Here is a 12,888-nt window from a genome sequence, read left to right on the forward strand (position 1 = left end):
CGGCCCTCTGTCAATCCTGATACCGGACGAATACCCGGTAGTCCGGCCCCTTCAGCCCGCTCCAGTAGTTGCGCAGCAGCAGGATGTCCGGCTCCGCCGGATTGGCCAGCACCTGTTGTCCTGGGAGGCCGCTGCTGCCAAGCTCCGATGTGGGAACGGCGTCATGGCCGTCGAACACCGTTTTCCCCACCGGCTCAAAGCCCTCCGGCAGTTCCTTGAGAACACTGCTGTAGGGGACGGCGTCGTACCGGGCCTGGTCCTCCGGGGATACCTCCGTCTGATAGGGAAGGTAGTAAGTGTCATTCAGAAAAACGTAAATTGTCTCCTGATATCGAATCAGAGTCAGCCCCCGGAGAACCTCCTCCACATAGCGGACATAGGCCATGTAAAATTCCTGTGTCTGCTGGTTGTAGCACTCCTGATAGATATAAACCCATTCCGGGTGTTCCGGGCTGGTGTAGTAAGGGAGCGGTTCGTCATGATAGCTGACGGCGGTCTCCCCGGCATAGGAGAATCCCTCCGGGCACTCCGCGGAGTGCTCAAACCAGCCGGAGATCACGTAGGTTACACCATCCACTGTCAGACTGGGCGCGCCCATGCCGGAGCCAGCGGGATCGGCGGCTGTTCCGCTGTCCGCTGTGATACCGCCCTCAGCAGGTATCTCGCTGTCCGCCGGAGAACTGTCCCCAAGGGGCTGGGTGTAAGCGGGAGGCGGCAGCAGTCTGAAAGCCAGCAGCGCAAGGCCCAGGCACGCCGCAAGACCTGCCGCCCGCCGCCAGCTCCGCCGCAAAGCGGCAGGCCTGGGCGCGGCCTCCCGGACAAACTCCTCCCGAATCTCTCCCATAGCATATAAAAGCTGTTCCGCGCTCATACGGCGAATCCCTCCTTTTTGAGATGTTCCCGCAGCTGCTTACGCAGGCGGAAGAGGGTGGAGGCTGCGGTGTTCTTCCGCATCCCGTGCATTGCCGCCAGCTCCTCCACAGAGCGGAGATACCAGTACCGCTGGACGAAGAGCACCCGCTTCTCCCGGGGCAGCGCCTCCAGGAAGCGGTTCAGGCTCTCCGCCAGGTCCTGGGCCTCCAGGGCATGTTCCGGCGTAGAGACAGCGGGGAGGCATTCCTCCAGCTCACTGAGAGCCAGCTCTGTTTGACCGCCTCCTCGTTTCTGGGCCCGAAGAGCCCGCCAGCGGTCCAGGGAGAGATTGCGGGTCAGCTTTCCCAGGAAGGCGTCCAGCCGGGCCGGGCGGCGGGGCGGCATGGCCTTCCAGGCCCTGAGCCAGGTGTCGTTGACACACTCCGCCGCGTCTTCCCGGTTCTCCAGAATCCCCAGGGCGATGGCGCGGCAGTAGCCGCCGTATTTCCGCTCGCTCTCCGCCAGCGCCGCCTCGTCCCTGGCCCAGTACAGCGCCACGATCTGCGAGTCCTCCATGTTCCACACCTCCGTTGCCCTTCTTCACGGGAAAAAATTTTACATATTGCATGGATTATAACATATTTTCCGGCGCTGGCAAATTTTCTGTATCATAGGGAAAACTTGATTTGTTCATACTTTTCCTGTATCATAATATTCAATCGTGTGAACAGAGAGAAAAAGGAGCGATGATATGCCATTTTCATTCAACTTTGACCCCAGCGCCTTCGGCGGCGGATTCAACCCCAGCGCTGCCCAGAGCGGCGGTTTCACCCCGCCTCAGCCCAGGTCCCGCAAGCCCCGCAAGGCTATCGGCAACGCCTTTACCCGGACGCTTTTGAACATTGCGGTGACGCTGGTGTTCGGCGCGGTGTACTTCTATCTGGAGCTGCCCGCCCTGAACCCCCACGCCGAGGAGTTCTACGTCTTCATCTTTCTGCTGTGCGCGGTGTACTGCGTGTGCGCCGTGTTCACCTCCGGCTTCCAGGGGGAGGGGGTCAAGGGATACTTCGGCTTTGTGAAAAAGCAGTGCGCCCTGCCCTTCCTGGTGTTTCTGGCTCTGATTGCCGCCATTGCCGTTGGCTCCCTCACCAGCTGGGTGGTGCTGCGGGCGGGGGCGTACAGCAGGCTTTTGCCCCTGGAGACCGGCGACTTCACCGCAGAGGTGGAGGAGATCAGCTACGACCAGATCCCCATGCTGGACGCAGACTCCGCTTCCCGCCTGGGCACGCGGAAGCTGGGTGAGCTGGCGGATATGGTGTCCCAGTTTGAGATTCTGCCCACCTATACCCAGATCAACTACCAGGGACGTCCTGTCCGGGTCACGTCCCTGCGGTACGGCGACCTGGTCAAGTGGTTCACCAACCGCTCCGAGGGACTGCCGGCCTATATCATCGTGGATATGGTGACCCAGGAGGCGGAGGTGGTCCGCCTGGAGGAGGGCATGAAGTACACCGTGGCCGAGCACTTCGGCCGCAACCTCTACCGCCATTTGCGGTTCCACTACCCCACCATGATGTTCGATGAGCCCATGTTCGAGATCGACGAGACGGGCACGCCCTACTGGGTCTGCTCCCGGATCGTGAAGACCATCGGCCTCTTCGGCGGTACGGACGTGAAAGGGGCCGTGCTGGTGAACGCCATTACCGGCGAGTGCCAGTACCACGAGCAGGTGCCCAACTGGGTGGACCGGGTGTACTCCGCGGATATTATCATCCAGCAGTACGACTATTACGGCATGTACCACAACGGCTTCATCAACTCCATGTTCGGCCAGAGAGATGTGACGGTGACCACCGACGGCTATAACTATATCGCCATTGGCGACGACGTGTATATGTACACCGGCGTCACCTCCGTCACCTCCGACGAGTCTAACATCGGCTTCATCCTCTCCAACCAGCGGACCAAGGAGAGCCGTTTTTACTCCATCGCCGGCGCGGAGGAGTACTCCGCCATGGCCTCCGCCCAGAGCCAGGTTCAGCAGATGCGCTATGAGGCCACCTTCCCCCTGCTGCTAAACATTGCCGACCAGCCCACCTACTTCATGACCTTGAAGGGGCAGGACGGCCTGGTGAAGATGTACGCCATGGTCAACGTTCAGCAGTACGACATCGTGTCCACCGGCGGAACAGTGGCGGAGTGCGAGATCAACTACCGCCAGACCCTGGCCAACCGGGGGCTGATTGATGCGGGGGCGGCGGATATCGATGTGCCTAATGCGGAGGATGTCCTTACAGATACGGTCACCGGCGTGATTGCGGATATCCGCTCCGCTGTGATGAACGGCACTACCCAGTATTTCATCCTGCTGGAGGGCGGGGGAGACTACTTCTTGGTCAGCGCCAGCGATGTGCCCCTGGCGGTGCTGCTGAACGTGGGCGACCGAGTGGAGATTTCCTACTATCCGGCAGCCGGAGGCGTGGCCCTGCCTGCCTTTGATGTGAAGATACTGGCGGCATCCAGTGCGCCGCCCGTCATTGTACAGCCGGTAGAGCCGGGCGATGGAGCCAGATTTCTGGATGGCGAAGGCAATCCGTAAAAGGGAAGCGGCTTTGAATGGATACGCGTAAAAAGCAGGGCCCCGGCGGAAGCCGGGGCCCTGCTTTGCTCAAAGAGGAGACGCTTTTATGGGGTTATTTCCAGTCGGTCAGGATGTAGCAGCCCGGCTCCTGATAAGGGGTGCTGCCTTGCATTGAGCAAGCCGACATTTACTTCAAGTACAAGGGGAAAAAGCCGCTGACCGGGGCCGAGCAAATCCTGTTTACGGCGGCGCACGATTATCTCAAAGGCGTGATGAACGGCAAGACCGCCCTGCCGGTAAAGGCATGGAAAGCGGAGTATGCCAAGCTGACCGCCGAGAGGGAAACGCTCAACCGGCGGTATCTTGCGCTGAAAGAGGAAGTGAAAGAAGCCGAGCAAATCCGAAAGAGCGTTTACAGTATCTTGCGGCAGGAACAGCGGGAGCAGCAGCCCCGCAGGGCGCAGGACATGGAGCGGTAACAGACAGGGCGGCGGGGATAATGCCTGCCCCGCTGCCGTTTGTTTCAATTTGAATTTTGCTTTAGGTAGAAAGGTTAATCAACCGTCTATGTTGAAACACTCAAATCCCGCAAAATCACCGGCATATTCAATCTCAATGATATGTGTATCGTCCAGCGTCTGCTCCATATACATGATTTGATATGCGGTCAGATTTATTGTGGGTTTTCCCAACAACTGGGGCAGTTTAGCCTTATTTATGTCCCCATAAACCTGCTGTAATTCGGGCAACATAAATTCGAGCATTTTGGGAGCTTTTCAAAATAGAGCTTTGAAAGTTTTTGCGCCTCCTCCACAAAGCCATCTTCCGGCTCATCGCAGACAAATTCAACTCCGTTTAGTCCTGCCACATATTCGTCCCGTTCCTCCTTTTTGTTTTCCCGATGGCCCGGTGCGCCTGCGGGCATTCCCCGTCCCAGCAGGCGCACCGGACCGTCGAGAGAAACAAAAGCGGCGCAGGATATTATAATCCCACACCGCATATACAGATACAAGCCCCAAAACCGGCCTTGTAAAATGGTACAAAGTCCGGTATAATGAGGCTGGCACAGTGATACTGTTGTGTGGGAGGGTAGTGCTCCCGTATAGGGGCGGGGGTGCTGGTAACACCCTTCGCCCTGCCTTTGTTCATCTCGTGGCCCCATTATAAACCCGCAGAGTATGAATACAAGGTTAATCGGCATATTTTCAAGTCCTGTCCAGGCACAGCGGCGGACTTTTTCGCCCCAATTTCCAATTCCGCATGGGTGCCTTGCGTAAAGAAGGAGTGTGGACTTTATGGAACTGACACTGAACGCCGCCCTCTCCGGCGTGGAGACCTCCGGCATCCGCCGCTTTACCGCCCTGGCCCGGGCCACTCCCGGGGCCTGCACCCTCACCATCGGCGAGCCGGACCTGGACACCCCGGCCCCCATCCGGGAGGCCGCCAGAGCCTCCCTGGCGGAGGGAGACACCCACTACCCGCCCAACAACGGCCAGCCATATCTGCTGGAGGCCCTGTCCCGATATGAGGAGCGGGCCCACGGCCTCCGCTACGCTCCCGATGAGATCATTGTCACTGCCGGGGCCACCGGGGCCATCTTCATTGCCCTGGCCGCCATCCTGAACCCGGGGGACGAGGTTATCATCCCCACCCCGGCTTTCAGCCTGTACGCCTCCACTGCCGCCCTGTGCCGGGGTGTGCCCGTGGCCCTGCCCGCGGAGAACAGCGGGTTTCAAATCGACCCCGCGGCGCTGGCGGCGGCCATCACCCCAAGGACCAAGGCGCTGGTCCTCACCTCCCCCAATAACCCCACTGGCTGCGTCTACACCCGGGAGACCCTGGACGCCGTCCATGACATCCTGCGGGATAATCCCATTTTCGTCCTCTGCGACGACGTGTACCGGGAGCTGGCCTACACAGAAGATTACCACAGCTTTGCCGAGTTCCCGGATATGCGGGACCGGGTCATCGTGGTCAACAGCTTTTCCAAGCCTTGGGCCATGACCGGCTGGCGGGTGGGCTGGTGCATGGCGGACCGGCCTGTCAAGGAGAAAATGCAGGTCTTTCACCAGTACGCCGTGGTGTCCGTTTCGTCCTTTGTCCAGCGGGCCTGCGTCACGGCGCTGGAGACGGATACCGCTCCCATGCGGGCCCTGTTCCAAAAGCGCCGGAACTACGTATGCGTCCGCCTTGCCGCCATGGGTCTGGAGGTCACAGAGCCGGAGGGGGCCTTTTACGTCTTCCCCAGCGTCCAAAAGTATGGCATGGATTCCGAGACCTTCTGCAAGAGGATGCTCAGCGAGGGACTGGTGGGAGTTCTCCCTGGGACGTATTTTGGCGCGGAGGGGTACGTCCGCATCTCCTATTGCTACGGGGACGAGGCGCTGCAAGAGGGCCTGGACCGGATGGAGAGATTTCTGAAAACGCTGTAAAAAAACCCGGGAGGCATGGCCTCCCGGGTTCGTTTATTCCATCATGAGGAGTTTTTTCAAAAAATCCAGCCCTGCGGGGAGCACCGCCTCATCATTAAAGGAGAACTCCGGCGCGTGGAGCTCCGGGGTATCCCCCACACCCAGGAAGAAAAACACTCCCGGGACACGCTTTTGATAGAAGGAAAAGTCCTCCGCCGCTAAAACCGGGACATCCAGCGGTACAGGGGCCTCCGGCCCCAGACAGCGGCGGAGGGTCTCATACAGCCCCTCGTGGTTCCACACCGCCGGATACCCCTGGCTGAGACGAACCTCCAGGGCGCAGCCGGTCTCACGTTCAAGCTCCCGGCCCAGGGACTCCAGGCGTTCCCGGCAGAGGATGTGGGTCTCCTCCCGGTAGGTCCGCAGGCTCCCCTCCAGCACGGTTTTCCCGCTGACGGCGTTGCGCACTGTCCCGGAGACCATCCTGCCGAACCGCAGTACCCGGGGCTCCTCCGGCGGCAAAGCGTCTGCCGCGGCATAGGCCCGGCGGAGGTACTCCGCCCCGGCGGCCAGGGCGTCCAGCCCCTCTGCCGCCCGGCTCAGGTGGACGCTCCTTCCGGTGACGGTGACGGTCACCTCACTGGAGCGGGCCATCAGGGGCCCGGGGCGGGAGAAGACCTGCCCCTGGGCCAGTCCTGGCCAGAGGTGTAATCCAAAAATCCTTGTCACATGGAGCTCGTCAAGAATTCCAGTCGCGCAGAGCCGCTCCGCTCCGCCGGTGGTTTCTTCGGCGGGCTGGAAGAGAAAAAGGACGTTTCTGGGCAGCTGGGAGAGACGGGCGGCGGCGTACTCCGCCAGTCCCAGGGCCAGGGCAGTGTGGCCGTCGTGGCCGCAGGCGTGCATCCGTCCCGGGTGGACGGATGCATAGGGCACTCCGGTGGCCTCCGTCACTGGCAGGGCGTCCATGTCCGCCCGGAAGGCGGTGGTCTCCGGCTTTTCCGCGTCGAAAAAGGCGCAGAGGCTTCCGGGGATGGGAGTAGTGATCCGGCAGCCCAGGGGCTCCAAAACGGCGCGGACATAGGCGCAGGTCTCCGGCAGCCGGTCATCCAGCTCCGGGATCTGGTGCAGCGCACGGCGGTGTGCGGCAACAGGCAGCATAAAGAGTCCCTCCTTGTCCGCTACAGCGTCCAGTCCTGGGCGTGGATGCCCAGGAATTTTTGATCCCGAAAGCCGATGCAGATGCCGTGCTCCGGCTCGCACTTGCACTCGCCCATGAAGGAGATCTCGGGATAGACCAGGGACCCGTCCCCGCTCTGCGTGATCTCGCTGATGTTCACGGCAATGCCGGTGATCTGGATTTCCTGCTCCAGATCCGATTCCATGATGACGGTATCCCCAATCGCTTCATACATTTTGTTGCAGTAGGCGGTGATTTCCCTCCGGTAGTCGGAGAGGTCCACATGCTTCAAAAACCAGTTCAGGCAGTCCAGCTCCTCCCGGTTCAGAGGGAAGCCCTCTTCTTTGTAATCTCCGTTTTCGTCAAAGCAGTTATCCCCCACGGAAAAGATGGAGACCTCCGTCTCTTGTCCGAAGGCCTGTACCGTCAGAGTATCCCCGCTGTTCCACGCCTCCAGCATTGCTTTTCCCTCCGTTCCACAGTCGGTTTCAGGTACCTTGATGATACCATGCCGCTGTCCCTGTGAACAAGCTGCGGGATGGATTTTGTCACTTTCTACAAAATTGGCCTGATGAAAATGCGCATTTTTGCGAAAAGGCCTCTTGTATCCGCCGGGCGGAATCTGGTATCATAGCGAAAAATGAGATAGAGGCGCGGAGACGATGAAGTTGCGGGAGCCGGCAGGCGGGGAACGTGATGGGGGCAACTCCGCCGAACTCTCTGCCCGGGCGCGGGCGGAGGGTGGTCCCGTGGGGAATACCCCCGGGACTGTCCGCGGGCCTTCCCGCGGGAGCGCTATCCGCTTACAGAGGGATCCGCACCTGGATGGGTGGGGAGAGTCTGTTTCAACCCCGGCTGATCAGTGTGCCGGCGCATAATTTTCCGCCAGACGGCGTAGTTTGCATGGAGAGGACGGTTTCTGACCGCCCTTGGGCAAGCAGCTGCCGTTTGGCGAGAGATGATTGTGCCCTCTGTGCGCCTCCGGGATAGGAACGGATGCTGAACTGTCGGCAGAGGCGCACCTCTACCGGCATTTTATTATGCCCATATGAGAGAGCGGAGGAAGGAAACCATGAAATTTGAGAATATTACGGGCTCCATCGTCGCCATGATTACCCCATATCATGCCGGCGGCAGCGTCAACTTTGAGGTGCTGACCCAGCTGCTGGAGCGCCAGATCCAGGCGGGTACCGACGCCATTTTGACCCTGGGGACTACCGGTGAGTACGCCACCATGACCCATGAGGAGGACGCCACCGTTGTGGCCCACACATTGAAGGTGGTGAACGGCCGGGTACCTGTCATCGTGGGCAGCGGCTCCAACAGCACCGCCACCCAGCTGGAAAAGAGCGTGGAGTACCAGGACATGGGCGCGGACGCCCTGCTGCTGATCGCCCCCTATTACAACAAGGCCAACCCGGAGGGGATGTACCGCCACTTTGCCTCCGCGGCGGACGCGGTGCATATTCCGTGCCTGCTCTACAACGTGCCGGGACGCACCGGCTGTTCTATCCCCCTGTCCGTGGTGGAGCGGCTGGCGAAGCATCCCAACATCTGCGGCATCAAGGAGGCCAGCGGCGACATGTCCTACGCCATGAAGATCGCCCGCCTGACGGGGCCGGACTTCGCCCTCTGGTCCGGCAACGACGACATCACCGTTCCCCTGCTGAGCGTGGGGGCCAGCGGTGTCATCTCCGTCTACGCCAACGTGATGCCCGCTATGTGCCATCAGATCGTGGCGGATTACCTGGGCGGGGAGCGGGCCCGGGCGGCGGAGAATCAGCTGAAATATCTGGAGCTGATCAACGATCTCTTCTTGGAGGTGAACCCCATCCCGGTGAAGACCGCCATGAACATGATGGGCCTGAACGTGGGGCCCCTGCGGCTGCCCCTGTGCGAGATGAGCGCCGAGCACGCGGCGAAGCTGAGAAGATCCCTGGAGGAGGCGGGACTGCTGTGAAAATTCTGCTGATCGGCCGGGGCAAAATGGGCCGCCTGATTCAGGAGACCGCCGCGGCCGCCGGGGACGAGGTGGCGGCCGCCCTGGGCCGGAATGATTTGGACCGCCTGGGGCGCATGGGCCGGGTGGCGGACGTGGTGATGGATTTCTCCCGTCCGGAGGCCCTGCCGGAGCTGTGTGCCTACGTCCGCCGCACCGGTACGCCTCTGCTCTCCGGCACCACGGGCTATGCTCCGGCGGACCGGGCACAGCTGGAGGCCCTGGGGGAGGCGGCCCCGGTGCTGTGGGCAGCCAACTTCTCCCTGGGTGTGGCGGTGCTGGTCCGGGCGCTGCGGGAGGTCTCCGGCGTGCTGCGGCCGGACTTTGACATTGAAATCACCGAGGCTCACCACAACCAGAAAGAGGACGCTCCCAGCGGAACGGCGAAACTGTTGTTGGAGGCCATTGATCCTGCCAGGGCGATGACCGTGGTCTGCGGCCGGGAGGGGAACACCGGAAAGCGGGAAAAGGGCGAGATCGGCGTACACGCCCTCCGGGGCGGCACCGTGGCGGGGACCCACACGGTGTACTTCCTGGGACCCGGTGAGGAGCTGGAGTTCACCCACCGGGCCGCCAGCCGGCAGATTTTTGTCAACGGCGCACTGCACATGGCCCGGCTTCTGCCGGGAAAGCCCAAGGGGGCTTACGACCTGCAAAAAATCTTGTTTGGGGAGTGACGGCTATGAACGCCCAGGAGATCATCAATTATATCGCGAACTCTGAGAAAAAGACCCCGGTAAAGCTGTATATCAACACCCTGGGCCCCGTGGACTTCGGTTCTGCCAAGGTCTTCGGACAGGGAAACAGCTTCACCGTCTTCGGCGACTGGCCGGAGCTCTCCGCCGTGCTGGAGGCCAACGCCGGAAACATCGGGGACTATGTGGTGGAGTATGACCGCCGCAACTCCGGCGTGCCCCTGCTGGACCTGCGGGGGGTGAAGGCCCGTATTGAACCCGGCGCCATCATCCGGGAGAAGGTGGAGATCGGCGAGGGGGCCGTCATCATGATGGGGGCCGTCGTCAATATCGGCGCCGTCATCGGCCCGGGCACCATGATTGATATGGGCGCAGTCCTGGGTGGACGGGCCACCGTGGGGGCGAAGTGCCATGTGGGCGCTGGCGCGGTGCTGGCAGGCGTGGTGGAGCCCGCCTCCGCCACACCGGTGGTCGTAGAGGACGGCGTTCTCATCGGGGCCAACGCCGTGGTCATCGAGGGGGTGCACGTGGGCAAAAACGCCGTGGTGGCCGCAGGGGCCGTGGTGGTGGAGGACGTGCCGGAAAACGCCGTCGTCGCCGGCTGTCCTGCCCGGGTTATCAAGATGAAGGATGAAAAGACGGAGGGCAAAACCGCCCTGGTGGATGCCCTGCGGCAGCTGTAAAGCAGACAGAAGGACACTGCCCTCTGCTTTGCCGCTCTGGTGTCCTGCCCGTCCGGCGAATATTCGTCTGGTCCTCCAAAACACAGCATAAAAATTTGGCAGCCCTGTCCCGTTTTTTCGGTTGCCGGAGACAACCATCTGTGCTATCCTGTTAGCAATAAAAATCAGAGGGGGACGGGATATGCTGGTTTTGGACTTTATCAATGTGGGCAACGGCGACTCCACCCTGGTGCGGGAGATGGAGAACGGTGAGCAGAAGTTCGCCATGCTGGTGGACTGCGGGCACGACAGCCTTGTGCGGGATGACCATCCCCAGGAGCTGGACCCCCGCTCCCGGCGGATCTACGCCGGGGATTTTCTGAAAAAGCAGGGCGTCGCCCGCCTGGACAAGGTGCTGCTGACCCACTTCCACCGGGACCACATCGGCGGCCTGGGCCGGGTGCTGGAGAGCGTGGCGGCAGAGGAGCTGCTGGCCACCTACGTCCCGCCCGCCGGCGCAGGGCTGCTGGAGCCGGACGGGGACAACGGTCTTCCCAAGGCGGCCCGGAATGCCGTCCGGTGCCTGGAGCTGTATGCCGGGGCTCTGCGGGAGAACCCCGGGCGTGTGGAGCGGATGACGGAGCTCCCCGGGACCCGGATGGAGCGCTTTCAGCTGACAGACAGCCTGACGATGGATGTCCTCTTTGGCGAGGCGGCCCTGTACCGCCGCCAGCGGGAGGTCTATGACGCCCTTTTCCGGGGAGAGCGGAACAGCTACGACCTGCTGCACTGGGCCAAGTGCATGAATATCTCCAGTCTCCGCCAGCGGCTGTACTACCACGGAAAGGAGATCGTCCTGGGGGGCGATTTCTACGCCCATATGTGGGAGACGGCCTCCGCCACCCCCTGCGATATTCTCAAGGCCCCTCATCACGCCTCGCTGTCCTCTACCACCCGGAAGCTGCTGAAAATGCTCCAGCCCGAGACCGTTGTGGTCAGCGTGGCGGCGGGACGGCCGGATGAGCGGCCCCATCCCTATATTATTTCTCTGATGCGGGAGTTTGCGGAGGATGTCCACTTCACCGACGCAGTGGCTATCCCGGGGCTGGTGAATCCGGTGTTCCATGAGTCGGTACATATTGAGATTGAATAGGAGAAGTTTTCATTCGGCTTCACGTTCCGGCTGGAATCGAATGAGGGAACCTGTTAAGAACCTGTATTCACAACCGGTGAATACAGGTTCTTAACCTTATGCTGATTCATACGGTTTTGAAACGGTTGATTCACGGGAGAAGCGGGATTCCCCGCGGTGCCGCCGGAATCAGTCTTCTGTAAATTCAAACAGTTCCTCTACCGTTACATGAAAAGCCTTTGCAATATCCATTGCCAGCTTCAGCGACGGATTATATTTTCCACTCTCCAGATGTACAATCGTTTCACGTCTTACATGTGCCAATTCTGCCAATTCACTCTGTTTTAATCCCGCTTTTTCCCGATATTCTTTGACCTTCGTATTAAGGGCCATATCAAACTCCCTTACTGTCCGGCACGCAGAATATTGTAAATCGAATGACAGCCTGAGAATTAGACCCCCTTGCTGTCCATCACACAAAATATGATGAATCGTATCACAGCCAATACCAGTATCATCCCAACCAGCGCGTAGCCCGCCAACGGCCCGTCTATGGCCTTGACGGCGCAGGCAAAGGCGATGACAGCAGCGGCAGCTATCATAATTTTCAATCCGATTGCGTCTGTTCTGCGCAGATTTTGAATTGCCAGCTCATCTTTTTCTTCTTTGCTGTACTTATAAATGCGGATTGCCCGTAAAGCGAAAAATATAATGGTGAATACAGCAACCGCATTCTGGATCATCTCATAATAATGATGCCAATCTCTTCGTGCCCACATCCAGTAGTAACAGACAAGAAGTACCGCATAGATAATTTTGGTTCCTACGATTTCCTTTAGGGTGACTTTTGACTTCATGCTCCATTCCTCCGTGTGATATATTTCTAACTCGCAGGGTGTTGTAAATATATCACTTCCCATGTGTCCTGTCAATTATAAAATATTTATAACTTATTGCCCCGCTGTTTTTATACAGATCATAAGGGAGACAAACAATCATATAACAGAAATCCTGGGCTTGGGCATTCAGAACAGGAATTGAGAACACAAAGGCAAATTGGAAGAGGGAAAAGGACCGGCGCAAGCCGGCCCTTTTGTTTTGGCAGAATTACTTGTACAGCTCCGGCTTCTCCATGGTCTCCACCTTCAGGAACTGGGAGGTCCCGCGGGAGGCGTTCAGGGCGTCGCCGGCCACACAGGCCACATACCCGTCCCAGGAGGAGGGGCCGGTGAGCTTGCCGGCGTGGACGGACTCCACCCACTTGCAGAACTCAATGTCATAGGCCTCGATGAAGCGCTCCTTCCAGTCGGTCATGATAGGCATAGACTCGGCGGGATTCAGGCTGTCCCAGCCGGCGGGGCGGGAGCGGCGGACCACGG

The 12,888-nt window shown here is 60.0% G+C and carries 13 protein-coding genes, 1 pseudogene and 1 riboswitch; of the genes and pseudogenes, 7 read left to right on the forward strand and 7 right to left on the reverse strand.

Features of this window, described 5'->3' with window-relative positions; translation table 11 throughout:
• Positions 1-10: 10 nt before the first annotated feature.
• Positions 11-871: a hypothetical protein gene (locus QZ326_RS01055; protein ID WP_295740346.1), complete on the reverse strand. Its 861-nt coding sequence runs from the start codon at positions 869-871 to the stop codon at positions 11-13.
• Entirely contained in the window at positions 868-1,428 is a 561-nt protein-coding gene (locus QZ326_RS01060) for an RNA polymerase sigma factor (protein ID WP_295740348.1), read from the reverse strand. Before QZ326_RS01060 ends, QZ326_RS01055 begins: the two co-directional genes overlap by 4 nt.
• 175 nt (positions 1,429-1,603) lie before the next feature.
• Here QZ326_RS01060 and QZ326_RS01065 point away from each other — a divergent pair, with 175 nt between their 5' ends.
• The 3 genes from QZ326_RS01065 to QZ326_RS01075 all read left to right on the forward strand — a co-directional run bounded on the left by QZ326_RS01065 (position 1,604) and on the right by QZ326_RS01075 (position 5,865).
• Positions 1,604-3,451: a CvpA family protein gene (locus tag QZ326_RS01065; RefSeq protein WP_295740350.1), complete on the forward strand. Its 1,848-nt coding sequence runs from the start codon at positions 1,604-1,606 to the stop codon at positions 3,449-3,451.
• A gap of 140 nt (positions 3,452-3,591) precedes the next feature.
• A complete protein-coding gene (locus QZ326_RS01070) occupies positions 3,592-3,912 on the forward strand; it encodes a hypothetical protein (RefSeq protein ID WP_295740352.1) in 321 nt (106 codons plus the stop codon).
• A gap of 816 nt (positions 3,913-4,728) precedes the next feature.
• Positions 4,729-5,865: a pyridoxal phosphate-dependent aminotransferase gene (locus tag QZ326_RS01075; protein ID WP_295740354.1), complete on the forward strand. Its 1,137-nt coding sequence runs from the start codon at positions 4,729-4,731 to the stop codon at positions 5,863-5,865.
• A 33-nt stretch (positions 5,866-5,898) separates the two neighbouring features.
• Here the strand turns inward: QZ326_RS01075 and QZ326_RS01080 are convergent, their stop codons facing one another.
• Both QZ326_RS01080 and QZ326_RS01085 read right to left on the reverse strand, forming a co-directional pair.
• On the reverse strand, positions 5,899-7,002 hold the full coding sequence (locus tag QZ326_RS01080) for a M20 family metallopeptidase (protein ID WP_295740356.1): 1,104 nt from the start codon (positions 7,000-7,002) through the stop codon (positions 5,899-5,901).
• 20 nt (positions 7,003-7,022) lie between these two features.
• Positions 7,023-7,481 carry a DUF6985 domain-containing protein gene (locus QZ326_RS01085; RefSeq protein ID WP_295740358.1) on the reverse strand — a complete coding sequence of 153 codons (459 nt, stop codon included), beginning with the start codon at positions 7,479-7,481 and terminating at the stop codon, positions 7,023-7,025.
• Positions 7,482-7,659: 178 nt separating this feature from the next.
• Positions 7,660-7,827, forward strand: a riboswitch (Lysine riboswitch).
• Between the two features lie 266 nt (positions 7,828-8,093).
• On the opposite strand from QZ326_RS01085, the gene dapA reads away from it, so the two are divergent.
• The 4 genes from dapA (at position 8,094) to QZ326_RS01105 (ending at position 11,530) form a co-directional block, all read left to right on the forward strand.
• Positions 8,094-8,981, forward strand: coding sequence for a 4-hydroxy-tetrahydrodipicolinate synthase (dapA, locus tag QZ326_RS01090; RefSeq protein WP_295740359.1), 888 nt, complete (start codon positions 8,094-8,096; stop codon positions 8,979-8,981).
• On the forward strand, positions 8,978-9,697 hold the full coding sequence (dapB, locus tag QZ326_RS01095; RefSeq protein WP_295740361.1) for a 4-hydroxy-tetrahydrodipicolinate reductase: 720 nt from the start codon (positions 8,978-8,980) through the stop codon (positions 9,695-9,697). Before dapA ends, dapB begins: the two co-directional genes overlap by 4 nt.
• Entirely contained in the window at positions 9,694-10,398 is a 705-nt protein-coding gene (gene dapD / locus QZ326_RS01100; protein WP_295740363.1) for a 2,3,4,5-tetrahydropyridine-2,6-dicarboxylate N-acetyltransferase, read from the forward strand. The genes dapB and dapD overlap by 4 nt, the downstream gene beginning before the upstream one ends.
• Positions 10,399-10,579: 181 nt before the next feature.
• Entirely contained in the window at positions 10,580-11,530 is a 951-nt protein-coding gene (locus QZ326_RS01105) for a ComEC/Rec2 family competence protein (RefSeq protein WP_295740365.1), read from the forward strand.
• A gap of 168 nt (positions 11,531-11,698) precedes the next feature.
• Here QZ326_RS01105 and QZ326_RS01110 read toward each other — a convergent pair whose 3' ends face one another.
• The 3 genes and pseudogenes from QZ326_RS01110 to QZ326_RS01120 form a co-directional block, all read right to left on the reverse strand.
• The gene (locus QZ326_RS01110) at positions 11,699-11,902 is read right to left on the reverse strand and encodes a helix-turn-helix transcriptional regulator (RefSeq protein WP_295740367.1); all 204 of its coding nucleotides are present in this window, start codon (positions 11,900-11,902) and stop codon (positions 11,699-11,701) included.
• A 59-nt stretch (positions 11,903-11,961) separates the two neighbouring features.
• On the reverse strand, positions 11,962-12,366 hold the full coding sequence (locus QZ326_RS01115; RefSeq protein ID WP_295740369.1) for a hypothetical protein: 405 nt from the start codon (positions 12,364-12,366) through the stop codon (positions 11,962-11,964).
• Positions 12,367-12,616: 250 nt separating this feature from the next.
• A pseudogene (locus tag QZ326_RS01120) lies at positions 12,617-12,888 on the reverse strand (inositol 2-dehydrogenase); the annotation flags it as partial.

It is taken from the genome of uncultured Oscillibacter sp., assembly GCF_910587525.1.
In the GTDB taxonomy this organism is placed as follows: Bacteria; Bacillota; Clostridia; order Oscillospirales; family Oscillospiraceae; genus Oscillibacter.

What these genes read in the sequence shown, in the direction of transcription:
- QZ326_RS01060 (WP_295740348.1), bottom strand. Translation starts at nt 1,428, where the DNA reads ATGGAGGACTCGCAGATCGTGGCGCTGTACTGGGCCAGGGACGAGGCG.
- dapA (WP_295740359.1), top strand. Translation starts at nt 8,094, where the DNA reads ATGAAATTTGAGAATATTACGGGCTCCATCGTCGCCATGATTACCCCA.
- QZ326_RS01055 (WP_295740346.1), bottom strand. Translation starts at nt 871, where the DNA reads ATGAGCGCGGAACAGCTTTTATATGCTATGGGAGAGATTCGGGAGGAG.
- QZ326_RS01115 (WP_295740369.1), bottom strand. Translation starts at nt 12,366, where the DNA reads ATGAAGTCAAAAGTCACCCTAAAGGAAATCGTAGGAACCAAAATTATC.
- QZ326_RS01110 (WP_295740367.1), bottom strand. Translation starts at nt 11,902, where the DNA reads ATGGCCCTTAATACGAAGGTCAAAGAATATCGGGAAAAAGCGGGATTA.
- QZ326_RS01080 (WP_295740356.1), bottom strand. Translation starts at nt 7,002, where the DNA reads ATGCTGCCTGTTGCCGCACACCGCCGTGCGCTGCACCAGATCCCGGAG.
- QZ326_RS01075 (WP_295740354.1), top strand. Translation starts at nt 4,729, where the DNA reads ATGGAACTGACACTGAACGCCGCCCTCTCCGGCGTGGAGACCTCCGGC.
- QZ326_RS01085 (WP_295740358.1), bottom strand. Translation starts at nt 7,481, where the DNA reads ATGCTGGAGGCGTGGAACAGCGGGGATACTCTGACGGTACAGGCCTTC.
- QZ326_RS01065 (WP_295740350.1), top strand. Translation starts at nt 1,604, where the DNA reads ATGCCATTTTCATTCAACTTTGACCCCAGCGCCTTCGGCGGCGGATTC.
- QZ326_RS01105 (WP_295740365.1), top strand. Translation starts at nt 10,580, where the DNA reads ATGCTGGTTTTGGACTTTATCAATGTGGGCAACGGCGACTCCACCCTG.